We start from the raw sequence: 23,281 nt of genomic DNA, 5'->3' as shown, positions 1-23,281 counted from the left end.
GCGTTGTACTTCTTTGTTTATATAGCTAGTATAGATAGAGACTGGCTATAAACAAGTGACCAAGGTCAGAAGTTAAGTTAATCTTCATCACCAATAACCTGGTTCCCGATCACTTCGCCAAAATAGGGATTTTTTTAATAAAACTTTATATAATTCGGGGTTCTTGATTAAATACCCCACAGCTCACAGGAAGCTTAATCCCTTGCACCATATGAGATTCATGGTTTTTTGAGTCTCCCTTATCGAGTTGGCAGTTAAGGGAAAAACCGGGTTTCCTGACAAAAATTCGGCATTTCAACCCAGGAATTCCAGGAAAAAACCCGGTTAATCGATGTATTTGGCGTAGGTTGGGAGTTGGATGTGGCGATCGATCTATAACTTTTTTGGTGTTGGCTGGGGCTTCCCATTTAACCTCACCCAATATGATCGGCATCAAAAACCGGGTCTTTTGAACTCCCGCTGGCACAGAAAGCGTAGGTTTTTCCTCGCCGTTACCTATTGGTGAAAAGTCAAGAATGGCATTGCATTTGTCAATCAGTAAGATTACCGAAAAAACTGTTTTTTTAGGAGTGTAAAATTCGCAATTTGGGGGCGAGGGGCGATCGATATGGCACTCCGGACGTTAGGGAAGCTTGCAGCTATATCGATCGCCTAAATCTCAGTTTTTCACCCAAAATTAGAGCAAGCTGTAAGTATAATTGCTGAGGAGCAAATGCTTCCCTAGGTTAAATTGTCACCGAATAGCATGGGTTTGAAGCCCTTACTCAGGTCGGCAGATTGTGATAAGAGCGGAGTTTAAATCTCCGTTCTTATCACTTCGCTGTCAACTGTCAACTGTCAACTGTCAACTGTTTAACAATGCTGTTACGCGATCGAGTTTGAGTGACAATCATTCTCTCTCGCGCCAGTTCAGTTAAACTTAAATTACTAGCGCGGGTAAAGTTTCATCAATTCTCTCACCTGTTCGGCGTGATAGGAACTGCGAGTTAAGGGAGAAGCGACAACTTGCAAGAATCCCAAAGATTCGCCAAACTTTCTCCAAGCATCAAACTGTTCCGGCGGCACAAAATTTTCAACGTTCAAGTGCTTTTGAGTCGGTTGCAGGTACTGTCCCACGGTCAAAATATCGCAGCCAACAGCCCGCAAGTCCTGCATCGCCTCCCGAATTTCGGCATCTGTTTCCCCCAGTCCCACCATAATCCCGGATTTGGTGTAAACCCCAGGTGCGAGTTCGCGGCTGCGTTGCAATAGTTCCAGGGTGCGATCGTACTTTCCTTGCGGCCGCACCTTGCGGTAAAGTCGCTTTACGGTTTCGGTATTGTGGTTGAGTACCTCGGGCCGGGCTGCGAGAATAATTTCTAAAGCTTGCCAGTTGCCGCACAAGTCGGGAATCAAAACTTCTATAGTTGTATCGGGCATTGTCGATCGTACAGCTTGAATGCACTCGACAAACTGAGACGCGCCCCCATCCGGCAAATCGTCGCGGTTAACAGAAGTAATCACAACGTGATTGAGTTTGAGTCGCTGCACCGCCTGCGCCAATCTTTGGGGTTCCGTCGGATCTAAAGCTTGGGGCTTTTTCTCAAAATCGATATCGCAGTAAGGACAGGCGCGGGTACAAGCCGGCCCCATAATCAAAAATGTAGCAGTACCTGCGTTGAAGCATTCGCCGATGTTCGGACACGACGCCTCCTCGCAAACCGTATTCAGGGATAAATCCCGCAAAATTTCTTTGACGTTGCCGACGCGCTCCCATTGAGGGGCTTTAACTCGCAACCACTGGGGCTTAACTGTCACGCCTGCCTCCGTCTGAGTAGTGTTTTACAAAACATTATACTAGGAGGTGGCTAAGTTTTGACTTAAATGTGATATCTTAAAAATCTATTGACTAATTTCGGGATGTAGCGCAGCTTGGTAGCGCACCTCGTTCGGGACGAGGGGGTCGCAGGTTCAAATCCTGTCATCCCGATTGTTAAAGTAAATCGGATATTCCGCAGCAATTTCGAGGCAGAGCCTCTGGATATTCATTACCAGGCTCTGCCTGGTAACGAGAAACAAGCGCAACTGCGAACCAGTTTTTTAAACGCTCAAATTGCGCCGCAAAAAGCTTTCTAGGGATTCCATTCTGATGCCGTAGATTAACTCCAATTTTTGCACTTCTTCGGGAGTGCAGAAAAACTCGTTACCCAGCAATACCCGCAAAGTTCCCAAGCCTTTTTGAGCTTGAGGATTCAACAAACCCAAGGCATTTCGCAAGCCGTCAAATACCATCAACGGCGGGTTGATTACCACGGGTTCGCGATTGAACAAGCGTCCGAAAATGCGGGCAATGTCGTCTCTGGTCAGCACATCGGGGCCGCCGACTGATAAAATTTGGTTGCGCGCGCCTTCTACTGTTGGCGAGTCTGCTGCAATATGAGCCAAGTCGTCGGTACTGACAACAGAGGTGCGGTTTTTGCCGTCGCCAATCAGCAGGTAAAGTCCGGTTTCTCGAAATCTTTCTGCTAGGGGCAGCAAACTCGAAGCGAAACCGGCTGGCCGCAAAATGGTATAATTTAATCCGCTGTTTTGCAGGTATTTTTCGACTTCTCGCTTGGCTTTGAATACTGCTGAATCTTCGTATCCGCGATCGACTCCCAGTACAGAAAGAAATACAAAGTGCTCAACTCCGGCTTCTTTGGCGCAGTCGATCAGTTCTATGTTGGCGCGGTAGTGTACTGCTTGAACGTCGCCGCCGGTGCCGTGGGTGCTGATGATGTACTGCACTCCTTGGCAAGCTTTTTTGATATCTTTGTCTTGTTTTAAGTCGCCGATAAAAATTTCGGCGCCTCGGTTTTCTAGTTCTGAATAGCGAGAAGCGAGGCGAACAAATGCGCGGACAGGCTTTTCTTGCTGTCTGATTTCTCGTACAATTCGGCGGCCTAGTGCGCCTGTTGCTCCGGTTACTAAGAACATGATTTTTGGGTGTTGGTTGTTATAGAAGAAGGAAGAAGAAAGAAGCTAGGGTTTTAGAAACCCGGTTTCTTAAATTTCTCGTTGCTTAACCTAAGATTTATGTTAGAAACCGGGTTTCTTTTGCCAAGCATCACCTAGGGTTTTAGAAACCCGGTTTCTTGAATTTCTCGTTGCTCAACCTAAGATTTATGGTAGAAACCGGGTTTCTTTTGCCTTAGTCCTATTTATAACTGATAAATCAAATTTCGACAATTACGGGGGCGTGGTCGCTGGGTTTAACTAATTTTCTGGGAGCCATGTCTATTGTACAGTTTTTTGCTTGTTCGTACAAGGGCAAACTGAGATAATGGTGGTCGATTCTCCAGCCGTTGTTGCGGGGAAATGCGGCGGCGCGGTAGTCCCACCAGCTATAATGTCCGCCTTCTGATGTGAATTTGCGAAAGGGGTCGTTTAATCCTAATTCGGTGATTTCTGTTAATGCTTGGCGTTCGGGTATTGATAGGCCAACGGAGTTTGCAGCAGCTTTGGGATTGTATATATCTCGATCGTCCGGTACGATGTTGAAGTCGCCACAAATGCACAGGTTGGGCGATTTGTCTAGTGCTATTTTCAGGTATTCTTGCAGCAGTTTGAGCCAATGCAGTTTGTATTGATACTTCTCGGAACCAACCTCGGAACCGTTGGGAACGTATACGGAAATGATGCAAATATCGTCTATAACCCCGGCTATGAGGCGCTTTTGTTCGTCGAAGCTGCCGACGGTTGCGTCGCCGAGAATGGGGGCAAATCCGGCGCTGACTTGTGACAGGGGCGATCGGCTAAAAATAGCGACGCCGTTGTAGGATTTTTGACCGGAGATGTAGCAGTTGTAGCCGATGTCGAGGAAGGGTTGCAGGGGAAAGTCTTTGTCTGTAACTTTGGTTTCTTGCAAGCAGAGAACGTCGATTTGGTTGGTTTGCAACCAGTTAGTAATGTGTTCTATGCGGATGCGAATTGAGTTGACGTTCCAGGTGGCAATTTTCATTATAGTAAGTAATAGATTAGTCGATTTTAGATTTTAGATTTACTCTGCATCGGAGTGCGATCGGGATGCTCGTGAGCGATGGTCGCCAGTGGGACGCTCTATAGTATAGTACAGTTTGAGGCTGGTGAGTTCGGATGTGCGATCGGCGAAGCTATCCCGAGCGTGAATCGCACGTAAGCGCATTGAGGCAGATTTGGCTGATAGCATGGCGCAAGCTGAGGGATATGGGGTCTTCCTAGAAATTGAACTTCACACCCTGTGATACAATAAATTTAAGCAAGAAATTGTTTTCTTATTAAGTTTTTATTTTTTTAGTTATGACAACAATTACAATTCAAGTTGATGAAGATATTAAGAAGGCGTTTGAAGGGGCTACTCCTGAGACTCAGAAACAGTTAAGCTCGATCATTCAATTGTTTTTGAGAGAAAATTTACACAACAAAACTTTAACAGAGGTAATGGCAGAAATTTCTGATAAAGCACAACAGCGCGGCTTGACACCAGAAATATTACAGGAGATTTTAGCCGATAATGACGAATAGATTTGCGATCGATACTAATGTTTTAATCAGTGCTTTGCTTTTTAAAACCTCAGTACCATTTCGGGCGATCGAATTGGCAGAAAAACAAGGAATAATTTTATATTCTGAAGCGACTTTAAAAGAATTAGAGCAAGTTCTGAATCGTCAAAAGTTTAACAAGTATCTTTCTTTAGAGGACAGAAAGGTATTTTTGCTGAAATTTATCAGTTCTTCTCAGTTAGTCTCTATTACCGAAAAAATCGCAGTGTGTCGAGATGAAAAAGATAATAAGTTTTTAGAGTTGGCTGTTAGTGGTAATGCCAATATAATTGTTACGGGGGATATGGATTTGTTGATATTAAATCCTTTTAGGACAGTAGAAATTATTACTCCCGATATGTTTATTGATAGATTTAGTTAATCGCCAACTCAGTCAGTTATTAATGCTGGTTTTTCAGATACTCAATCAATACAGGCTGGAGTGTGAAAAGTGTTTTCTGACCTTGTTTCACTTTTTCAATTAATAAACGCCGTCCCAAGGATTGCACAGCTTGTAATAATGCTGATGGGGATAATTCGAGATGGGCTGAAATTTTTGATATTTCAACTGGTGCAGCTTCACTAGCTAACGAGGATATCACTTGTTTTTCTGGTTCGGTTAGCCGATCGCACTGCTGCTCCAATAGTGATTCTAAGTCACCTAAGAATAGGGTATCATAGGATAAGAATTCGGAAACGCTGCCGCCGAATAAGTCTTGAATCAATGTGGCAATTATATTTAACCATAAGGGATTGCCTCGGTAAAGGTCGATTAGTTCTGACCATTTCTCCGGTTCTGCTAAACCTTTTTCTCTGAATATTTCTTGTGCTTCCGGGCCTAAACCTTTGAGTTGCAGCGATTTGCAGGGGCGGTTTTCGCCTTCTAAGGCGGCGATTTCTCTGGGTTTTTCCCAACTCAGGAGGATTAAGCAACTGTTGTGCGATGATTCTGCTAGTTGTTTGAAGAATGTGCCGTAATTTTCATAGCCTGGTTGGTAGTTGCCTGCGAGTTGTCCGCTGCTGAAGATGGTTTGGATATCATCGAGGATGATCAGACAACGGTGCGATCGCAGATATTCTAGTAGGGGCAATCCCCCCGTGGTTGCCCTTTCTTCGGGGGAGGGGGCGGGCACGGGGGCACCGCCCCTACAGAATTGAATTAAGTCGGTTTGGAGTGATGCGAGAGGTGGAGAGTTGCGGAGACTTCGCCAGATAATGCGATCGAATTCGTGTTGAATTTGTGGGATTAGTTGGAGAGTTAGGGCAGTTTTGCCAATACCGGATAAGCCGTATATGGTGATGAGACGGGTGCGGGTTAAAATCCAGTTTTCGAGGGTGGAGAGTTCGGATGTGCGGTTATAGAATAAGTTGGGTTCTGGTGCGTCGCCTAAGTCTTGACAGATTATAGGTTCAGTATTCTCTGGGTTATAGGAGGGCGATTGCTTTTGTGGAACTTCCGAAGATTGCAAAGTTTCTCCACACACATTGACGTTACCATTACCAATTTGTACACAGTTCCCAGAATTTGAAATATTAGATGCTATCCATTTCTCCCACCTAGATCTAAAATTCAACTTAGTCACGTCTTCTTCTAATGCAACTGACAGTAATTTCCATAATTTGAAGCCAACCTCTTTAATATATTTTTCTGAGCGATGGTTGCGCTGGGCAATTTCCCTATATTTTTGATTATCCCAAGCACCGCGTAAAATAGCTTTTTGCAGACTGTCTAATTGTTGGCCAGTTGTAGTAAAAGTCAAATGATTGGCAATTTGTAAGACTTCTTCGATGTCCATTGGTCTGGTTTATACAAGGATTTCCATCGATTATAACCTAACTAAATATGACTTTATAGGTTTTGATCAACTAAATATGGTTTTTTATGGCTTAGTTGAGATAAAAATATCTACCAAAAATGACTTTTTCCGACTTGACAAAATTTAGCTCTTAAACAAAAATTGATATTGAAAGGGTAAATCTTATACAAATCACTACTGACCCATACCAGTAATGACCGCGCTAAGTATTCTGGAACACGCCTTACTTTGAAGGAATAGACCAAGCTTGAGGATGCAAAAGCCAAATTCGTTATGCTTGATTAAGCAGGGTGCAACTTTACAACACGTATGAGTGGCAGTATTGCGTATATTCTCGACAAAACGGGTTACTTTGCAACCCGCTGTAACACCTCTACGGTCTAACTTGAAAGACTAGAGGAAGCTTTTGATTGAGGAATACTACCAATGACGTTAATTAAGGAAAATACCCTATGTCATATAATCAGTCGATCCAATCACAACTGCATCAACTATTGCCTCAAGGGAACAGTGATTCGGACAAAAAAAATATACCGATTGAGACATCTTTGTTAAAGGTGATTAATAATACCCTCGTATTTGACAATACGGTATATCAAATACGGAATATATCCACTGTTGCAGTGGCTGACCTCACAAAAACATATGCGATTAATACATCTGTTCCATCATGGTATTGGTTTTTACTTGTACTCGGCGTTTTTCTGATTGCTTTTTATGGTCTTGGTCTTCTGATTATAATTTACGTGTGCTGGCTGTTGTCGCAGCACAGCAATCTGGAAAAAAGCCGGAGAGTCGAGAATTATGGGCTAAGCATTGGTATGAACTCAGGGGAAGGAGTAATTCTAAAAAGCAAAAGTAAAGAGTTTGTTCTGGCGATTGTTGTGACTTTGTACAGAATTATGAATACTGAAGAAGTAAAAGCTTTAGCATTCAATTTTGATACTCTTAAAATTGATAAAATCGAAGATAAATCTATCAAAATTGAAAACAGCTACGGTTCAGCAGTGATATCTGGAAAGATTGCAGGTGATGTTGTCAATAATGTCTAGTGATTTACAGCGATGAGTCACTTCAAGTTTTCGCAAAATAGGAGAAACAAGCAATGACTGACAACAAATCAATAAACGCTCGCGATCTTATCGGTAGCGTTGCTAATACTGGTGAAGTAAAAGGTAGCATTTTTGTCAACAGTGTTAAAAATATGACACCTGAACAAAGGCAAACTCTAGCTGAGGCAGCAAAAGAAATTCAGCAGCTTTTAAATCAGTTATCTGAGACATACCCAACAAAAACGGCTGTCGAGAAATCAGCATTTGCTACAAAAGCTATGGAAGAAATTGAGAAAAAGCCTGATGTGAAGGGAAAGGTACTTAAAGCTTTGAAAGCTGGTGGAGTAGCAGTACTAATGGAACTTACAAATAATCCAGTCGTGAAAATCCTAACTCCAATGCTTGAAAGTTTACTGGAAGAAGATAAGTAAGCCTTAGTATCCAGATTTTAAAAAAAGAGCGATCGCCCTTAAATCCCAAATTGTCAAAAAGCCCGATCGCCTTTACTCAGGCAAAGTCAAAATAGTTGTAGCCTCAGCCAATAGTTTACACTTGACTTTATTGTTTTCCCCATCAATAAGACAATGAGCTGGATTATCCTGCAAGGGATCGTGGCGGATAATGAAACCTAAAGAACGGGCATATCCTGCTACCAACACACCCACTTTAGTAGTGTCAGAATTTCTCGCACGAGCTAAAACTTCCTGGGGAGTTGTTAGCCTCGCCAACTCAACTGAGATACTGTTATCAGGTTTTCCTCTAACCTGGAAAGCAACTGATTTTACAGTACCATCCTCATAAAGATGTACATGAGGAATCCGACGATAAAGAATATCATTGTCTGCAATTTCTTCTAGCATTATCTCATCCTGACTTAGGGAATCAATAGCTGAGACACCACATTCAGGACTTCAGATAATGACACCTGGTTTTTTTCCTCAAATTTTCTCTCGTTTCCTTCTCCCTTAATTAGTAGATAGCTGAAACTCATATCAGGTTTAATTTCCACTTCTAGATTGTCGTGTGGGGTTCGCCATTCCAGTTGTAGGCTACCATTAGCAATTGGTGCTGCATCATAGGGTAAAATTAGATCGCCAACTAAAGGCGAAAGAGAGTATTTGATATGAATAAGCAACTGACAGGCTTTTACAAAAGCAACGGGCGAAACTGGCAATGCACCATAAGAATCCCAGTCAGGTTCTAGTTGGGCAAGTTGCGTCAAGCGCTCTAATATTGGATCTAAGGAAACATCAGTTAATGTTGCTTGAGACATGGCTTTTACAAAGAGCGTAGTTTGTATTGTATCATATTTATGCGTGCGGTTTCCCTTTAGAAGGGACAATTTTAGACTGAGGTTTCTTCTTTGACACGGCCCGAATAATATTGTTTCATCGATTCTTGAGAAATAATCCCATGACAAGATTCGTCTCTAGGTAAATCCCCTCTCGCTTCTAGCCAAGGCATTTCACCGCAAATCATTCGTTCCAAAGTTTCATCATCATACTCCAAATAGGCATCTGCAACTTCTTCCAGAAATTCCCCGATTTCTTCAGAAAGTTTCGGGCGCTCGATTCTTTCTACAATTGGTTCCCAGCTAAATTGGCTTTGATACTTCTCTAGTAAATCAGGAATCACCGGGCCGTGAACCCACGCTTGAAAATCCGCATTAAAGAGTGGCGTGCCATAAATTGCTAAATGCCAAGCTTGAGCGTAATACACGAGTTTTTGTAGCTTGTAAGCATTTATTTCTACATCGAATTGCGAGGCTAACCAAATGAAATAATTGGCAATCTCGCGATCGCTCAGTGTTTCCGAATTAGTTGAAACAGCAACAACTTTCAGTTCACCTTTAGCTAGATGTTCCAATAGTTCAGAAACAGACAAATTGAATTGTTCAGCAATTTTCTCAACTCTTTGCCAGACTGGATAATTTACAGTTACTTGATATTCAGTTTTGATTGAAGGAGCTTGGGTCATGGCTAGGATTTCTTAGCGTTGACTAAAATAATTATAGCAAACTGTTCTACAATACTCGTAATTAAAATTATAGTATGATTTATGCTGAAAAAATAGAAATAGAGTCAGGTCTGATAGTCAAAGCCCGATCGCCCTTCGTCTCCCATTTTCTGAAAAAGCGCGTGTAGCCAGCCGACAGATTACTGATTGGGTACCAGTACGATGAGGTAAAGTGAGTCGTCGCGAAGTGGGGCTTCATTCAGTTGACAGTTGACAGTTGACAGTTGACAGCGACCTCTACCTGGAAGTCAGAGGATTGGAGTAATGAATCGTCTGATTTTAATTTCTCCCTAAAAAAGAGAGGCTTTAAACCAATTCTTTCTGGTAAGCCATCGCACCAATCGCTGGCTGGCAATACACACCCACAAACTATGAGGTTTTAATCGGAGAGAGGGACTTCTATACCAGGCTCGACATTCATCTTGACGGGAATGGCAGTGCAGAGGTTACATGATTTCCTGCGTAAATCCTGACTTTATTTCAGTTCAACATTTACAGTAGCAGACATCCCCGGTGCAATTCGCGATTCATAACCTTTAATGCTTTCGGCATCAAACACAACTTTCACTGGTATCCGCTGCACTACTTTGGTAAAGTTTCCCGTTGCATTGTCGGGAGGCAATAGGGAGAATTGAGCGCCAGAAGCAGGGGAGAAACTATCAAGACGGCCTTCAAATTTGCGGCTACCAAAAGCATCTAATTTGATTTCTACTTTTTGGCCTGGTTTCATGTTTGCTAATTGCGTTTCTTTGAAGTTAGCAATTACCCACAAATCGTTACTGACGATCGCCATTAACGGAGTTCCCGACTGCACCCGCTGCCCCACTTCAACGGATTTGCGCCCGATTTGTCCGGCGGCGGGTGCGGTGATATTCGTGTAGGAAAGTTGCAGTTGAGCGTCTTTAACCGCAGCTTCCGATTGGGCGATCGCAGCCTTAGCAGCATCATACTGCGATCGACTGACCTTAGTTTGCTCGCCCGTAGCTTGAGCTTGTTGCAATCCGCCCTTCGATGCAGCCAGTTTGGCTTCGGCGGTGCTGATTCCTTCTTGGGCTACAGCGACTTTAGCTTGGGCGCTGGCGATGCCGACTTTGGCTTGCGCGACTTGAGCTTCAGCTTGCTTTACTCCTTCTTGAGCTTGGGCTACTGCTGCGATCGCTGCGGTTACGCCTTCCTTGGCTTGGGCTAACCTGGCTCTAGCTTGGGCAATTCCTTGTTGGGCTGCGGTGGTTTGGCCTTGGGCGACTTCGTAGGCGGCTCTCGCTGCGTCTAATTGCTGGCCGGCGATCGCACCTTCTTGCTGCAAACTTTCGTACCGTTTATAATCTGCTTGCGTTTTCACAAGATTAGCTTGCGCTTGCACTAACTGAGCTTGCGCTGCGGCAATTCCGGCTTCGGCTTCCGTCACTTTAGCTTGAGCTTGGGGAATTCCGGCTTCTGCTTGGGCGACTTTCGCTTGCGCTGCGGGTACGCCGGCTTCAGCTTGAGCGACAGCAGCTTCGGCTGCGGGTACGCCTTGTTGGGCTTCCCTAATTGCTGCTTGGGCGGTGGAAATGCCAGCGTTGGCGGTGCCGATATCTCCTTGGGCTTGGGCTGTTTTACCTTGGCTGGTTTGAGAGGCTAGGGAAATATTCGCTTGGGCTGCTTCGGCTTGGCGGCGGGCGTTTTCTAAGGCTGCTTGGGATTGTTGCAGTTTAACTTGGTAGTCGCGGGGGTCGAGTTTGATCAGCAGTTGGCCCGGTTTTACTTGTTGGTTATCTTCTACTAAGACTTCGCCGACTGTACCGTTGATGCGGCTGCTGACTTGGTGGATGTGTCCGGCTACTGTGGCATTTTCGGTTTCTTGGTGGATGGAGGCGTATTGCCAATAATTGTAGCCAAAGCTGCCCGCGGCGATCGCCCCGATGCCCAGCGCTGCTAAAATTATCGCTTTCGGGGCTTTTTTCTTCGGTGTTTCCGGCGCCGGCAGGGGTGCTTGGATTTCTGTTTCTGGGCTGGTTTTGAGTTCGGCGGGGGCGCTGACTTCTGTTTCTGGCGCGGGGATTACTGGTAGGCTTTTTGCTATGGTGTCGTCGATCGGCTTTTCTAAGAGGGCTACTGCTTTGCCTTTGCCGTTACCGTTGAATTCTGCTGGGTTGATTTCGTTTGTGCCTTTCATGGTATTTGACTCCTGATACTTTAGTAAGATGTCGTTTGTTTAGGGTACGTAGTTTTTATTTAGTAAGACTGCTTGTTTTAAGAGTGCGTAGTATTTTTGAGTTGTTTTTAATGTAGTTGAGGTAGATGCTGCTGCGCTTCAGTCGAAAGAGCTATTTGTTGGCGGTTTAGGAAAGATTGACGATCGCTCGATCGATCAATTGGGAGAAGAGTTCTCGATCGGCTTTGGAAATGCCAGTCATTGACTTCTCTCGGATCTCCGCCACCAGCGGTGGCAGCACGTCTTGCAGTTCCCTGCCTGCATCCGTTAGCCAAATTCGCCAAATCCGCCGATCGCGCGTGTCTCTCTCGCGGCGGACTAAGCCTCTTTCTTCCATGCGATCGAGCACGCCTGTGAGTGTACCGCCTACCTGTTGCAGTTTGTCGCCAATGCTGGAAGTTGGCAAGCCGTCTTCTTGCCACAAGCAGCACAGTACCAACCAGTGAAATGGTGTCAGCCCAAATGGTTCGAGTATCTCTTGCAACCTGCGAGTCCCTAGCTGCCCTAGCAGTTTGATGCGGTAGCCCAGGCTGTGGGGGGCGAGAACATCGTGCCACCTAGCTAGATATTTGCGATCGACTGTGGATATAGTAACCATCGGCTTATTACTTAGCGTTCGTATTATTAGTGTAAGATGTTATTTGGGAGCTGTCAAGGGGCGATCGCGGATTTTCGGTCATCGGATTTGAGATTTGAGATGGAGTCGGCAGCAAGTAAGTCAGTACAATGAGGGCGATCGCCCACGCTCGATCGCAAAAAACAGCTAAATTTTCGTCAAACTTGTTTGGATTTCTTAATTATTCCTAAAATAGGAAGCTCAAAGTTGCGATCGCACTTTATTCTAGTCCCAGGAAATCAGTACACCAAGTTCAATAATACCGACGATAATAATTTGTTCTATTCCTATATAATTTAGTCTCTCAAGGAGTGATTAATGTGATGTGCGAAGAGCAAAGAAAAAAAATAGATCAAATCATTCAGCAATTAAAGAACGCCCAATCCGAGGTGCAAGAAGCCTACGAAACAACAATGATGAGTGATGCCAAATGGGCCGTGTCTAGCCTGTGTGATGATTTTAAAAAAAATGAGTCGATCGATCCGTCTATAAAGAGCCAGCTCATGCCTTATTTTGAAGCCGCTCATTCAGCTATTCTTAGTTCTGAATCAACGCATAAACGAGCCGGAATCTGTGGTGACAAGCTGAATGAAGCAGAGTCTTGCATAATAAAAATACTGAGTAAACTCTGAAGAGAATGATTTAAAATTGGATCAGGCGAGTCCCGGAAAGTCCATCCTGGGGAATCTGTTTACATTTCTTAATTATTAGTAAAATAAGAAGAGTAAAGTTACGATCGCACATCGCACGTTATGCCACTCCAAGGAAATCAGCGCACCAAGTTAGACGACACCGACGACAATCTGTTTTATTCCTATCCCCGGTTTGTGACGCACGTAGACGAGGGATTCATTCAGCAACTAACCGACTTGTATCGGGAACGCCTGAAACCGAATACTCGGATTTTTGATATGATGAGCAGTTGGGTGTCTCACTTGCCCGAGGAAATGGAATTTGCTCATGTCGAAGGGCACGGCATGAATGAAGAGGAGTTGGCAAAAAATCCCCGACTGAATCATTATTTCGTGCAGAATTTGAACGCAAATCCTAAATTGCCACTGCCCGATTCAGAGTTTGACGCGGTTGTCAACTGCGTTTCGGTGCAGTATTTGCAAAACCCGGATGCGATTTTTGCCGAGATGCACCGGATTTTGAAGCCGGGGGGCGTCGCAATTATCAGTTTTTCCAACCGGATGTTTTATCAGAAAGCAATTGCGGCTTGGCGGGAAGGTTCGGAGGGCGATCGGGTAAAATTAGTCCAGGGTTACTTTGATTCCGTCAAAGGAGCGAATATACCCGGATTTAGCAAGCCGGAAGTAATTGCTAAACAGTCTAGCTTGCCGAGTTTTATGCAAATACTGGGGATGGGAGGCGGCGATCCATTTTATGCGGTAGTTGCTTACCGCCAAAGTTAGGATTTTTTTAAATGTTTGTAGTGAGGACTTTAGTCCGCTGATTTTTTTGAGCACTAAAGTCCTTACTACAAACCGAGCTAGAGTTACGCTCTCTCTCTTAGAATATATTTAACAGTGGCTCCTAAAACATGGACAACCAACTTTTGCAACGCATCACACTCGATCCAAATATCTGTCACGGAAAACCCTGTATTCGCGGTCTCAGATATCCAGTAGAGTTGATTCTTGAATTACTTAGTTCAGGTATGAATGCTAAAGAAATTATAGATGATTATGATGATTTAGAACATGAAGATATTCTAGCTGCTTTGCTATTTGCAGCACGGCTGACTCAAGTGAAAAGCATATATCGAGTATTAGTGTAATGAAGTTTTTGGTAGATGCACAATTACCAGTACGTCTGGCACGCGTTTTGCAATCTGCTGGTTGCGATACTATTCATACTAAGGATTTACCTCGACTCAACGCAACTCCCGATTCAGAAATTAACTTGCTTTCAATGCAAGAAAGCAGAATTGTTATCACCAAAGATCGAGATTTTCTCGATTCATTTCTGATTAGCCAGCAACCTTACAAGCTGTTAATATTGACGACTGGCAACATAAATAACAACCAACTTATAGACTTATTTGTGAATAATTTGCCGCATTTGGTTGAAATGTTTGAGGAACATTCATTGATAGAAATGAATCGCGATACAATTGTAGTTCACCAGTAATAATTAAGTAGGTAAAACCTTGATATGAAACCATATCAGCAAATAGAAATTGACGAATGCGGCGAGCCTTTAGTCCCAATTCCACCAGAACATTTTGCCTTTGAAAATCCGCATCCTTATCAAAAGCTGGGTGCTCCGTATCACAACAGCAAAGCAGATTCACCTTACTATTTGCGGCAAGGAGTTGTAGATAGTTTAGTAGCAGCTCAAACTCAGCTACAGCAAAATCATCAAAATTGGAAAATTCTGATATTTGATGCTTATCGACCCGTGGAAGTCCAGCAATTTATGGTAGATTATACTTTCAATCAAATTGCCGTAGCTCAAGGCTGCGAATTTCCGGTTTCCGAAGACAAACGCCAAGTTATTATAGAACACGTGTATCAATTTTGGGCTGTGCCGAGCCTCGATCGCGCGACGCCTCCTCCTCACAGTACAGGTGCAGCTTTAGATGTAACTTTAGTCGATGAACATAATCGACCAATTGATATGGGTTCTCCGATTGATGAAATATCAGAACGTTCTTATCCCGATTATTTTGGTAATAGCAAGGACGCGCAACAACAGCAATACCACCTGCACCGGCAAATATTGAAAGATGCGATGATAGCTGCTGGTTTTGAGCAACATCCTAACGAGTGGTGGCATTTTTCTGTGGGCGATCAGATGTGGGCGTGGTTGACAAATAACAAGAATAGTGGTAGTCAAGTTATCGCCCGATACGGCCGCTATTAAACCATTTTAGATTTGAGACGACTGAATGCTCGATCGCCATAAATCATTTGGATTGCAACCGCTAAGATATAGCAGTGGACAGTTGACAGTTGCAGAACGGGAATCAAATCATTGATGCAGAACGGGAATCGACTCTATTCATGAAGTTATTTATGTCTTCACCCATGTGGCGGTTGCTATACTGAAAACCTTCTTGATTCCTGAAACCCCTGCTTTGATTACTTCTTCCTTCTGTCAACTGTCAACTGTCAACTGTCAATTGTCAACTGTCAATTGTCAACCGTCAATTGTCAACTGTCAATTCTTCCTTCTTTTGGGTCAGCTATTGCCAGCGGGGTAGCCGTGCTTTAAAATTAACGAGAGCTAACAAGTGCAGGCAAATCAAGCCAGCACCGCAAACTCTAAAGGATAACTTAGATTTCACCAATGAAAGCACTCATCCTCTCTGGCGGCAAAGGAACACGCTTGCGTCCCCTCACCTATACGGGTGCTAAGCAGTTGGTTCCTGTGGCAAATAAGCCTATACTGTGGTACGGAATTGAAGGCATTGTGGCGGCTGGGATTACGGATATCGGGATTATTATTAGTCCTGAAACAGGTGAAGAGGTGAAGGCGAAAACAGGAGATGGCTCTCGCTTCGGTGCAAAAATTACTTATATCTTACAATCAGAGCCGGCGGGACTCGCTCATGCAGTAAAAATTGCGAGACCATTTTTGGGTGATTCTCCATTTATTATGTATTTAGGAGATAACTTAATTCAGAGTCAGCTAGATCCGTTTTTAGAGAATTTTAATAAGCAAAAACTAGACGCTCTAATTTTGCTGCGCCCAGTTCCCAATCCCAGTGCTTTCGGTGTAGCAAAGGTTGATGAGAATGGGCGAGTTTTACAGTTAGTAGAAAAACCCATAGTTCCGCCGTCTAATTTAGCACTGGTGGGGATTTACTTTTTTGCTCCTACTATTCACGAGGCGATCGATCAAATTCAACCCTCGCCCCGCGGGGAACTCGAAATTACTGATGCTATCCAACAGCTAATCAATCAAGAAAAACACGTAGAAGCCTGCAATTTAGATGGTTGGTGGTTGGATACCGGGAAAAAAGATGATTTGCTGAGTGCAAACCAAATCATTTTAGATAGCTGTATTGTAGCTTCAACTGAATTAAAAGTAGATGCCAAAAGTCAAATTATCGGGCGAGTGCAAGTAGGGGAAGGTAGTGAAATCATTAATTCTACAGTTCGCGGGCCTGTGGTAATTGGGGAAAATTGCCGCATTGAAAATTGCTTTATCGGGCCTTACAGCAGTATTGCCGATCGCGTGACGATGGTTGATGCTGATATCGAACACAGTGTAATATTGCAAGGGGCGAAAATTGTTGGCATTCACCAGCGAATTGTTGACAGCGTGATCGGACAGCGAGCTCAACTCACAAATGCGCCGCCGCGTCCTAAAGCGTTGCGGTTTATGATTGGTGATGACAGTCAAATCGAGTTAGTATAACTTAGGATTTGCACTATTCTCGTAGCGGCAATTTACCCGATGGTGCGCGTTGCTACGTCTACGAGATGGTGCGCCTCGGCGCACCATAAATTTAAAGGAGGCGGAAGATTGCAGTACGAAGAAATACCGACTCAACAAATTATAGATAAACTGCGGCAAACTTTGGAGCCGCGAATTGGTATTGCTGAGTTGTCGCTGTCGGAAAGACCAAATAGTGCGATCGCCCAAAATGAAGATGACGAAGACATTGCGCTTCTCAAAGCGGGCTTTGACATTTATAACATTCCAATTACATCTTACCAAAGGCGGCTCGGTTCCGCAGTCATCGCCGTCAGAAAAATTGTCCGAAAATTGCTCAAGCCCGTACTAGACAGACAAGTAATTTACAATTTCGCCAATACCCGCGTCGTGCAAACCTTGAGCACACAGTTGCAAAAATTGCAAGAAAATCAACAAACTCTAGAAAAAAAACTTACATCGGAATTCAGCAGCGGGTTTCCCGAAGTGACAGCGCAGCTTGAGAGTCAACAACAGGCGATCGCAAATTTTCAGTCTGAAGTAGAGCAAATCAAAGCAGTACAGCAGCAACATACTGCTATTTTACAGGAGATTGCTGCTCAATTGCTCGATCGACAACCATAAAGCATCAAAGATGACTACACTTCCTATATGTTCGTTTATTATAGTTAACTATAATGGTCTGCGCCACACCAAAGACTGCTTGAAATCCCTACAAAAACTTGCGTATCCAGAATCACAACTCGATTTAATTGTAATTGATAATTGCTCTCAAGACGATTCGGTTCATGCTTTGCGCGAACTGTTTCCCAAAGTTCGTATCTTTGTGAATACCGCCAACAACTTCGCCAAAGCCCTCAACCTCGGCATCAGCGAAGCAAAAGGGCAATACATCGGCTTTCTCAATAATGATGCAACCCTTGACAGTCACTGGCTGGAAATATTAGTTAAACGCCTAGAAACTGACAATAAAGTTGGTGCAGCTAGTGGCAAATTGCTGTTTAAAGACGGGCGAATCAACAGCGCGGGCATTCAGCAATTACCTAATTTTTATTGGCAAGATGTCGGTTTTGGCGAGAAAGATTCGGGACAGTATAATACAGAAAGGGAAGTCGAAGGGCTTTGTTGGGCGGCAGTGCTTTTTCGCAGGGAATGTCTGGAAGATGTCGGGCCGATCGATGAAGATTTTGTGATGTATTTTGAAGATGTAGAGTTTTCCAAACGCTGCCAAAAACGCGGTTGGAAAATGCTTTATACTCCCGCAGCTATCGCCCATCACGAGTATCGAGGATCGAGTAAAGGTAGCAAACTCACCGAGTATTTCTGCAACCGCAATCGATTTTTGTATTTGGCGAAACACGAACCTCTGCAATTAGTGAAATCGATTCATACTTCGGATTTTTTTAGTAACAAGCAGTACGATTTGCTGTTCGAGAGTTTGTTTTTCGCGATTAAAAAACTGCTAGATTATCAGAAACCGGAAATCGTCGCAGCGGTATTGCCGCAGTTGACGGAAAAGTTGGCGGTGATTTACAGTAGAATGAAGGTCGATCGCATTTTACCTCGATTGGAGGTGGTTAGGGGCGATCGCAAAATGTCGATCGCAATTTACGATCACGGACTGCATTTTATCGGCGGCGGGCAAAAATACGTCGCTACCATCGCCTCGCTGCTGCAAAATGAATTTGAGATTACTTTTATCGCCAACAAACCCGTGGCTGTTTCCGACTTAGAGTCGTGGTACGGACTCAACCTTTCAGAATGCAAAATCAAGATTATTCCGTTGCAGTTTTACGAGAAACGTGGAATGCAGTGCATCGATTCCAGTATCATCGCTGAGGATATGGAAAATCCCTTTGATGAAATTGCCAGAGAAAGCAAAAATTACGATATTTTTGTCAACGCCAACCAACTCGAAAAAGTCAAACCGCTGTCGCCGATATCAGTATTTTTCTGCCACTTCCCGAATACTTTTCGCAACCGTCATTTTGCTGTGGATGATTACACTTTTATTATTGCCAACAGTCAATTTACTGTCAAGTGGTTGGAGAAACGTTGGAATTTGCAACCAACTTTTATGCTGTATCCGCCCGTGGAAATGGCTACAGCTAAAGTGTCGAAGGAAAAGATAATTTTAGCTGTGGGACAGTTTGAAGCTGGGGGAACAAAAAAGCAAATTGAACTCATCCAAGCTTTCCGCAGTTTGCTAGCAGATTATCCAGATGAACTTCAAGGATGGCGGCTGATTTTAGCTGGTAGCAGTGTTCCGAAAAATCCTTATTTAAAGACGGTTCAGAATTTGTTGAAGCAGGATTCAAGGGCGATCGAACTTAAAGTCAATGGTTCCTTAGATGAGGTAAAATCGCTTTATGCTAAATCGAGTATATTTTGGCATGGCTGCGGTTTGGGCGAAGTCAATCCCCAAAGGTTTGAGCATTTTGGGATGGCGACTGTTGAAGCAATGCAAAACTGTTGTGCTCCGATCGCGTTTTGTGGCGGTGGACAACCGGAAATTGTCGAACACGGGCGATCGGGCTTTTTGTTCAATACGGTTGAGGAACTTTGCCGCTATTCACATCAACTAATTGCTCATCCCGATTTGTTAGCAGAACTTCAAGCTGGTGCACAGCAACGCAGTCAGAACTTTAGACTCGCACCTTTTGAACACAAAGTCAAGAGTTTTTTTGAGATTATTCACCAGGAATATGCTACAATTCGGCTGCCAAATCCAGGCGAGATTGCTCAAATACTCGATCGACCTTAAGCATACAGATATAGCTGTGGGTAAGGACGTGGCAGTGTCTGTTAGTGTTAAGTTAAGCCTCGATCCCCCCTAGCCCCCCTTAAAAAGGGGGGGACAAGAGTATTCTCAAAGTCCTGCTTCTTAAAAAGGGACAAAAGTATTCTCAAAGTCCCCCTTCTTAAGGGGGATTTAGGGGGATCTGGACTCAGATGCGAACGATAAATACAAAAGTTTTTGATCGTAAGTTGACACCAATGGGCGAAGCGTAGCGGAGGGAGTGCCATTTCCCCACAGATATCGCCGAAAATCGACTTGATTTGATATCAAATATCGACTAATCACAAGTTTATTTTTACTCAAAACGTGTCCAATAAACTGTTAATAAATTTATCCTTTCTAACTCCCGAACCCACGGGAATCGGAACTTATGCAGCTAATCTTTTCCCGCAACTGCAACACCTAGAACCAACATTACTTACGTCCCAGCAAATTCAGAATTATAGTTGCTATCAAATCCCCGATAACATCACACCGGATCGAGGGCCGAAAGGACAAATTAACAGACTGCTGTGGACTCAATTTAAATTGCCTAAAATTTACGATAAATTGGATTCAAACCTAATATTCTCGCCAATTCCCGAAGCACCTTTATACTCTAAATGTCGCTACATAGTTACAGTTCACGATTTAATTCCTTTGCGATTCCCCCAAAAGTTATCTCGGCTGACAGCTTATTTCCGCTACTACATACCCCAGGTTTTGCGACAAGCCGAACATATTATTTGCGATTCTCAAGCAACGGCGACAGATGTTGCTAACTTTTACCAGATTTCGCGTCAGAAAATGACCGCAATTCCCCTAGCTTGTGATAATATTAATTTTCGCTGTCTCGACTTGCCAGCAAAAAATTATTTTCTTTATACCGGCAGACACGATAGTTACAAAAACTTGGAAAGATTAATTGCTGCATTTGCAAGTTTAGCCGATCGCACAAACTACGAACTTTGGCTAGCCGGGCCTCCGAATGCCTACACGCCACAGTCGATCGCACAAGTGGAACAATTGGGCTTACAATCTTTAGTAAAGTTTCTCGGTTACGTTCCCTACTCGCAATTGCCCGTACTGATGAATCAGGCGATCGCCCTGGTGTTTCCCACACTCTGGGAAGGATTCGGCTTGCCGATTTTAGAAGCAATGGCCTGCGGTACACCAGTCATCACTTCCAACCTGTCATCGATGCCAGAAGTAGCCGGAGATGCGGCATTATTAGTCAATCCCTACAGCGTCGGAGAAATAGCCGCAGCCATGCAAACAGTAGCCACAGATTCAAAAGTGCGATCGCACTTAAAAAAATCTAGCTTAGCGCGATCGGCCGAATTTAGCTGGCACAAAACCGGACAAGCAACCGCCAACATCTTACAACAATATCTTTAAATCCTCCTTCTCTTCCTCTCTGCGCCCTCTGCGCCCTCTGCGGTTAATCAAAAAAAATCCCAACCAAAAACCGCAATCCTCATAAATCTTACAACAATATCTCTCAATCCTGCCTCGCCCTCTGCGCCCTCTGCGGTTAATCAAAAAAAATCCCAACCAAAAACCGCAATCCTCATAAATCTTACAACAATATCTCTCAATCCTGCCTCTCTCTATTTTCTCTCTCTGCGCCCTCTGCGCCCTCTGCGGTTAATCAAAAAAAAATCCCAATCAAAAAACCGCAATCCTCATCTGATTATATGCCAAACCCCGAATCCAACCTACTAATTAATCTCTCCTTCCTAATTTCCGAACCAACCGGATTAGCCATCTATGCTAAAAACCTATTTCCCCACCTAAAAACCCTCAATCCAACCTTACTAACAGCCCAAAAATTTCCCAATAATAACTGCTACGAAATCCCAGCGAACCTCACACCAGAACAAGGAAGCAGAGGACACATCAACCGATTGCTGTGGACACAAACCCAAATTCCCAAAATTTACAAACAGCTAAAATCTAACCTGTTATTTTCGCCAATTCCCGAAGCTCCTCTATTTAGCGGTTGTCGGTATATAATTACAGTACATGACCTAATAGCCCTACGATTTCCCCGCCGCTTCGATCCTTTGGCAGTTTATCACCGCTACTACATTCCCCAAGTATTGCGGCAAGCTGAACATATCATCTGCGATTCCGAGTCAACCGCCAATGATATTACTAATTTTTGTAAGATTCCAAGTTCTTTAATTACACGAATTTTTCCCGGCTACGATACCAGTTTTTTTAAGTTTCTAGACTTACCAACTAGCAATTATTTCCTGTATATGGGCCGCCACAATCCCCATAAAAACGTCCAGCGAGTTGTAGCAGCGTTTGCGGCTTTACCCAATAATTCCGAGTACGAATTGTGGATAACGGGATCGGAAGATAAACGCTATACGCCGCTGCTGAAGGCCCAGGTTCAAGAATTGGGATTGTCCGATCGCGTAAAATTCCTAAATTACCTCCCCGCGGCTGATTTGCCGAAAGTCATCAACCGGGCGATCGCCCTTGTATTCCCCAGTCTTTGGGAAGGATTCGGTCTGCCGGTGCTCGAAGCAATGGCCTGTGGCACTCCTGTCATCACTTCTAACCTATCTTCGATGCCCGAAGTCGGGGGGGACGCAGCATCGTTAGTCAATCCGTACAGCGTCGCAGAAATAGCCTCTGCTATGCACGAGCTGGCAATAGATACCAAAGCTCGATCGCACTTGCGGGAACTCGGTTTGGCCCGATCAAAACAGTTTAGCTGGGAAAAGACAGGCGTGGAAACTGCTGCTATTCTCGATCGATACAGTTGACAGTTGACAGTTGACAGTTGACAGTTGACAGTTGGAAGAGGAAAGAGGGAAGAGTTGGGGAGCATCTCAGTTTTGTAAAAAGCATTTTTTTTCTTGTAGTGCGAGCGTCCCGCTCGCGTATTGTAAAATACGCCAGCGGGGATGCTCGCACTGTAAATGCAAAACTGAGATGCTCCCAAGAGTTGACAGTTGACAGAAGCAAGACTGAAGAAGAAAGAAGAAAGATTTTTCCAATCTCCCCCTCTCCCCCTCTCCCCCTCTCCTCCATCTCCTCCCTCCGCTTCACCGAGGGACTTAGGCCCTTTTACTTGTTGATACCCAACTGATCGCCCCGCTTGTATTGCTGGTAAGCAGCAAAAAACAGCCCAGCCAGAGTAACAAAGATTAAACCCAGAACAATACCTGAAAGCAGCGGTTCTACCATGAGAGCTCCTTAACGTTAAGATTTAACAATCTATTTTTAATATTACCAGCACTGAGACAGATGAATTTTCCCATTCTTGGGAGTTCTGGGGGTCTGTGATCTTGATATCCCCGCTGGAAACGATTAAGCTATGTGATGAGAAATAAATTTTCTTGTAGATACTATTTTAAAATTGCACTCCTTTGAATCACCAAATTGCCACGAATGAAATTAAAAACCCGATCGAGCGACTGCTCATATTTGCGATCGCGCTGTTGCTTGCGATCGTGTTGGCGACGATGACAATTCGTCAGTTTCAAGTTGCCGATCCCTACGTCAAAAGCGTGCTGTCCCTTGCTGGCGACCAGTTTCAGGGTTCCGCCATCTTTCAAATGAACTGTGCGGGGTGTCACATATCCGTCGGAGAGACTCAAGTTGGGCCCAACTTGCACCGAGTTTCAGAGCGCAAATCCGAATTCGAGCTGATCCGCCAAGTCACCAGCGGGCGAACCCCACCAATGCCACAGTTTCAGCCGAGCCCGCAAGAAATGGCCGACTTGCTGAAATATCTCCAACAAATTTAAGCAAAAAAGGGGAACGGAATTTCGTTCCCCTCATCCTGATTGTCCGGGTAATAGTAGGGTGCGCGAAGTACGCATCCTACATAGCATTAGTGTCAACTTAACCCCGAAAACC

The 23,281-nt window shown here is 44.2% G+C and carries 26 protein-coding genes and 1 tRNA gene; 16 read left to right on the top strand and 11 right to left on the bottom strand.

Annotation, left to right across the window (positions count from 1 at the left end; translation table 11 throughout):
* Positions 1-927 precede the first annotated feature (927 nt).
* Complete coding sequence (gene lipA, locus JGK14_RS18605) at positions 928-1,797, bottom strand: lipoyl synthase (RefSeq protein ID WP_325315360.1); 870 nt, start codon at positions 1,795-1,797, stop codon at positions 928-930.
* A 98-nt stretch (positions 1,798-1,895) separates the two neighbouring features.
* On the opposite strand from lipA, the gene JGK14_RS18600 reads away from it, so the two are divergent.
* Positions 1,896-1,969: transfer RNA gene (locus JGK14_RS18600), tRNA-Pro, on the top strand.
* Between the two features lie 110 nt (positions 1,970-2,079).
* Here JGK14_RS18600 and JGK14_RS18595 read toward each other — a convergent pair.
* The 3 genes from JGK14_RS18595 to JGK14_RS18585 all read right to left on the bottom strand — a co-directional run bounded on the left by JGK14_RS18595 (position 2,080) and on the right by JGK14_RS18585 (position 4,186).
* Positions 2,080-2,955: an SDR family oxidoreductase gene (locus tag JGK14_RS18595; RefSeq protein WP_325315359.1), complete on the bottom strand. Its 876-nt coding sequence runs from the start codon at positions 2,953-2,955 to the stop codon at positions 2,080-2,082.
* A 238-nt stretch (positions 2,956-3,193) separates the two neighbouring features.
* Entirely contained in the window at positions 3,194-3,979 is a 786-nt protein-coding gene (gene xth, locus JGK14_RS18590; RefSeq protein ID WP_293182924.1) for an exodeoxyribonuclease III, read from the bottom strand.
* Positions 3,980-4,018: 39 nt separating this feature from the next.
* The gene (locus tag JGK14_RS18585) at positions 4,019-4,186 is read right to left on the bottom strand and encodes a hypothetical protein (RefSeq protein ID WP_293193523.1); all 168 of its coding nucleotides are present in this window, start codon (positions 4,184-4,186) and stop codon (positions 4,019-4,021) included.
* A gap of 110 nt (positions 4,187-4,296) precedes the next feature.
* Here JGK14_RS18585 and JGK14_RS18580 point away from each other — a divergent pair, with 110 nt between their 5' ends.
* Both JGK14_RS18580 and JGK14_RS18575 read left to right on the top strand, forming a co-directional pair.
* Positions 4,297-4,521: a hypothetical protein gene (locus JGK14_RS18580; protein ID WP_293193522.1), complete on the top strand. Its 225-nt coding sequence runs from the start codon at positions 4,297-4,299 to the stop codon at positions 4,519-4,521.
* On the top strand, positions 4,511-4,921 hold the full coding sequence (locus tag JGK14_RS18575) for a putative toxin-antitoxin system toxin component, PIN family (RefSeq protein ID WP_293197387.1): 411 nt from the start codon (positions 4,511-4,513) through the stop codon (positions 4,919-4,921). Before JGK14_RS18580 ends, JGK14_RS18575 begins: the two co-directional genes overlap by 11 nt.
* Positions 4,922-4,940: 19 nt before the next feature.
* Here the strand turns inward: JGK14_RS18575 and JGK14_RS18570 are convergent, their stop codons facing one another.
* Positions 4,941-6,335, bottom strand: a complete 1,395-nt coding sequence (locus JGK14_RS18570; protein WP_325315358.1) for an NB-ARC domain-containing protein — start codon at positions 6,333-6,335, stop codon at positions 4,941-4,943.
* 473 nt (positions 6,336-6,808) lie between these two features.
* On the opposite strand from JGK14_RS18570, the gene JGK14_RS18565 reads away from it, so the two are divergent.
* Positions 6,809-7,408 (top strand): DUF6232 family protein, encoded by a 600-nt coding sequence (locus JGK14_RS18565; protein ID WP_293182914.1) that lies wholly within the window; start codon positions 6,809-6,811, stop codon positions 7,406-7,408.
* A gap of 53 nt (positions 7,409-7,461) precedes the next feature.
* Positions 7,462-7,839, top strand: a complete 378-nt coding sequence (locus JGK14_RS18560; protein WP_293182912.1) for a hypothetical protein — start codon at positions 7,462-7,464, stop codon at positions 7,837-7,839.
* A 72-nt stretch (positions 7,840-7,911) separates the two neighbouring features.
* Here the strand turns inward: JGK14_RS18560 and JGK14_RS18555 are convergent, their stop codons facing one another.
* The 5 genes from JGK14_RS18555 to JGK14_RS18535 all read right to left on the bottom strand — a co-directional run bounded on the left by JGK14_RS18555 (position 7,912) and on the right by JGK14_RS18535 (position 12,219).
* A complete protein-coding gene (locus JGK14_RS18555) occupies positions 7,912-8,268 on the bottom strand; it encodes a hypothetical protein (RefSeq protein ID WP_293182910.1) in 357 nt (118 codons plus the stop codon).
* A 14-nt stretch (positions 8,269-8,282) separates the two neighbouring features.
* Positions 8,283-8,681, bottom strand: coding sequence for a hypothetical protein (locus JGK14_RS18550; RefSeq protein ID WP_293193266.1), 399 nt, complete (start codon positions 8,679-8,681; stop codon positions 8,283-8,285).
* A 71-nt stretch (positions 8,682-8,752) separates the two neighbouring features.
* Positions 8,753-9,385, bottom strand: coding sequence for a Panacea domain-containing protein (locus JGK14_RS18545; protein ID WP_293233837.1), 633 nt, complete (start codon positions 9,383-9,385; stop codon positions 8,753-8,755).
* Positions 9,386-9,899: 514 nt separating this feature from the next.
* Positions 9,900-11,582 (bottom strand): HlyD family secretion protein, encoded by a 1,683-nt coding sequence (locus JGK14_RS18540; protein WP_293218568.1) that lies wholly within the window; start codon positions 11,580-11,582, stop codon positions 9,900-9,902.
* A 166-nt stretch (positions 11,583-11,748) separates the two neighbouring features.
* The gene (locus tag JGK14_RS18535) at positions 11,749-12,219 is read right to left on the bottom strand and encodes a MarR family winged helix-turn-helix transcriptional regulator (RefSeq protein ID WP_293182904.1); all 471 of its coding nucleotides are present in this window, start codon (positions 12,217-12,219) and stop codon (positions 11,749-11,751) included.
* 338 nt (positions 12,220-12,557) lie between these two features.
* Between JGK14_RS18535 and JGK14_RS18530 the strand changes: the two genes are divergently transcribed.
* From JGK14_RS18530 to JGK14_RS18485, 10 genes are all read left to right on the top strand, one after another.
* Positions 12,558-12,869, top strand: a complete 312-nt coding sequence (locus JGK14_RS18530; RefSeq protein WP_325315357.1) for a hypothetical protein — start codon at positions 12,558-12,560, stop codon at positions 12,867-12,869.
* A 120-nt stretch (positions 12,870-12,989) separates the two neighbouring features.
* Positions 12,990-13,652 carry a class I SAM-dependent methyltransferase gene (locus JGK14_RS18525; RefSeq protein WP_325315356.1) on the top strand — a complete coding sequence of 221 codons (663 nt, stop codon included), beginning with the start codon at positions 12,990-12,992 and terminating at the stop codon, positions 13,650-13,652.
* A 128-nt stretch (positions 13,653-13,780) separates the two neighbouring features.
* Complete coding sequence (locus JGK14_RS18520; protein WP_293182898.1) at positions 13,781-14,017, top strand: DUF433 domain-containing protein; 237 nt, start codon at positions 13,781-13,783, stop codon at positions 14,015-14,017.
* The gene (locus tag JGK14_RS18515; RefSeq protein WP_293182896.1) at positions 14,017-14,370 is read left to right on the top strand and encodes a DUF5615 family PIN-like protein; all 354 of its coding nucleotides are present in this window, start codon (positions 14,017-14,019) and stop codon (positions 14,368-14,370) included. Before JGK14_RS18520 ends, JGK14_RS18515 begins: the two co-directional genes overlap by 1 nt.
* 24 nt (positions 14,371-14,394) lie before the next feature.
* The gene (locus JGK14_RS18510) at positions 14,395-15,105 is read left to right on the top strand and encodes a M15 family metallopeptidase (RefSeq protein WP_293225064.1); all 711 of its coding nucleotides are present in this window, start codon (positions 14,395-14,397) and stop codon (positions 15,103-15,105) included.
* Positions 15,106-15,531: 426 nt separating this feature from the next.
* Positions 15,532-16,605 carry a glucose-1-phosphate thymidylyltransferase gene (locus JGK14_RS18505; protein ID WP_293182892.1) on the top strand — a complete coding sequence of 358 codons (1,074 nt, stop codon included), beginning with the start codon at positions 15,532-15,534 and terminating at the stop codon, positions 16,603-16,605.
* A 108-nt stretch (positions 16,606-16,713) separates the two neighbouring features.
* Positions 16,714-17,247: a hypothetical protein gene (locus JGK14_RS18500; protein ID WP_325315355.1), complete on the top strand. Its 534-nt coding sequence runs from the start codon at positions 16,714-16,716 to the stop codon at positions 17,245-17,247.
* 10 nt (positions 17,248-17,257) lie between these two features.
* Entirely contained in the window at positions 17,258-19,387 is a 2,130-nt protein-coding gene (locus tag JGK14_RS18495; protein WP_325315354.1) for a glycosyltransferase, read from the top strand.
* Between the two features lie 342 nt (positions 19,388-19,729).
* Positions 19,730-20,800: a glycosyltransferase family 4 protein gene (locus JGK14_RS18490; protein WP_293218579.1), complete on the top strand. Its 1,071-nt coding sequence runs from the start codon at positions 19,730-19,732 to the stop codon at positions 20,798-20,800.
* Positions 20,801-21,099: 299 nt separating this feature from the next.
* Complete coding sequence (locus tag JGK14_RS18485; RefSeq protein WP_293193274.1) at positions 21,100-22,182, top strand: glycosyltransferase family 4 protein; 1,083 nt, start codon at positions 21,100-21,102, stop codon at positions 22,180-22,182.
* A 304-nt stretch (positions 22,183-22,486) separates the two neighbouring features.
* Here the strand turns inward: JGK14_RS18485 and petG are convergent, their stop codons facing one another.
* Entirely contained in the window at positions 22,487-22,606 is a 120-nt protein-coding gene (petG, locus tag JGK14_RS18480; protein ID WP_006632329.1) for a cytochrome b6-f complex subunit V, read from the bottom strand.
* A gap of 182 nt (positions 22,607-22,788) precedes the next feature.
* Between petG and JGK14_RS18475 the strand changes: the two genes are divergently transcribed.
* Positions 22,789-23,169: a c-type cytochrome gene (locus tag JGK14_RS18475; RefSeq protein ID WP_293213588.1), complete on the top strand. Its 381-nt coding sequence runs from the start codon at positions 22,789-22,791 to the stop codon at positions 23,167-23,169.
* Positions 23,170-23,281: the final 112 nt, after the last annotated feature.

The sequence above is a fragment of the Microcoleus sp. PH2017_28_MFU_U_A genome (assembly GCF_020738035.1).
Lineage (GTDB): Bacteria > Cyanobacteriota > Cyanobacteriia > Cyanobacteriales > Microcoleaceae > Microcoleus.
This window is presented reverse-complemented; position numbering and strand designations above follow the sequence as displayed.

Excerpts from the sequence above, each read along its gene's own strand:
- JGK14_RS18485 (WP_293193274.1), top strand. The coding sequence starts at position 21,100 with ATGCCAAACCCCGAATCCAACCTACTAATTAATCTCTCCTTCCTAATT.
- JGK14_RS18515 (WP_293182896.1), top strand. The coding sequence starts at position 14,017 with ATGAAGTTTTTGGTAGATGCACAATTACCAGTACGTCTGGCACGCGTT.
- JGK14_RS18510 (WP_293225064.1), top strand. The coding sequence starts at position 14,395 with ATGAAACCATATCAGCAAATAGAAATTGACGAATGCGGCGAGCCTTTA.
- JGK14_RS18570 (WP_325315358.1), bottom strand. The coding sequence starts at position 6,335 with ATGGACATCGAAGAAGTCTTACAAATTGCCAATCATTTGACTTTTACT.
- JGK14_RS18505 (WP_293182892.1), top strand. The coding sequence starts at position 15,532 with ATGAAAGCACTCATCCTCTCTGGCGGCAAAGGAACACGCTTGCGTCCC.
- JGK14_RS18555 (WP_293182910.1), bottom strand. The coding sequence starts at position 8,268 with ATGCTAGAAGAAATTGCAGACAATGATATTCTTTATCGTCGGATTCCT.
- JGK14_RS18565 (WP_293182914.1), top strand. The coding sequence starts at position 6,809 with ATGTCATATAATCAGTCGATCCAATCACAACTGCATCAACTATTGCCT.
- JGK14_RS18580 (WP_293193522.1), top strand. The coding sequence starts at position 4,297 with ATGACAACAATTACAATTCAAGTTGATGAAGATATTAAGAAGGCGTTT.
- JGK14_RS18575 (WP_293197387.1), top strand. The coding sequence starts at position 4,511 with ATGACGAATAGATTTGCGATCGATACTAATGTTTTAATCAGTGCTTTG.
- JGK14_RS18595 (WP_325315359.1), bottom strand. The coding sequence starts at position 2,955 with ATGTTCTTAGTAACCGGAGCAACAGGCGCACTAGGCCGCCGAATTGTA.
- xth (WP_293182924.1), bottom strand. The coding sequence starts at position 3,979 with ATGAAAATTGCCACCTGGAACGTCAACTCAATTCGCATCCGCATAGAA.
- JGK14_RS18525 (WP_325315356.1), top strand. The coding sequence starts at position 12,990 with ATGCCACTCCAAGGAAATCAGCGCACCAAGTTAGACGACACCGACGAC.
- JGK14_RS18560 (WP_293182912.1), top strand. The coding sequence starts at position 7,462 with ATGACTGACAACAAATCAATAAACGCTCGCGATCTTATCGGTAGCGTT.
- JGK14_RS18585 (WP_293193523.1), bottom strand. The coding sequence starts at position 4,186 with ATGCTATCAGCCAAATCTGCCTCAATGCGCTTACGTGCGATTCACGCT.
- JGK14_RS18520 (WP_293182898.1), top strand. The coding sequence starts at position 13,781 with ATGGACAACCAACTTTTGCAACGCATCACACTCGATCCAAATATCTGT.
- JGK14_RS18535 (WP_293182904.1), bottom strand. The coding sequence starts at position 12,219 with ATGGTTACTATATCCACAGTCGATCGCAAATATCTAGCTAGGTGGCAC.
- JGK14_RS18545 (WP_293233837.1), bottom strand. The coding sequence starts at position 9,385 with ATGACCCAAGCTCCTTCAATCAAAACTGAATATCAAGTAACTGTAAAT.
- petG (WP_006632329.1), bottom strand. The coding sequence starts at position 22,606 with ATGGTAGAACCGCTGCTTTCAGGTATTGTTCTGGGTTTAATCTTTGTT.
- JGK14_RS18550 (WP_293193266.1), bottom strand. The coding sequence starts at position 8,681 with ATGTCTCAAGCAACATTAACTGATGTTTCCTTAGATCCAATATTAGAG.
- JGK14_RS18495 (WP_325315354.1), top strand. The coding sequence starts at position 17,258 with ATGACTACACTTCCTATATGTTCGTTTATTATAGTTAACTATAATGGT.
- JGK14_RS18540 (WP_293218568.1), bottom strand. The coding sequence starts at position 11,582 with ATGAAAGGCACAAACGAAATCAACCCAGCAGAATTCAACGGTAACGGC.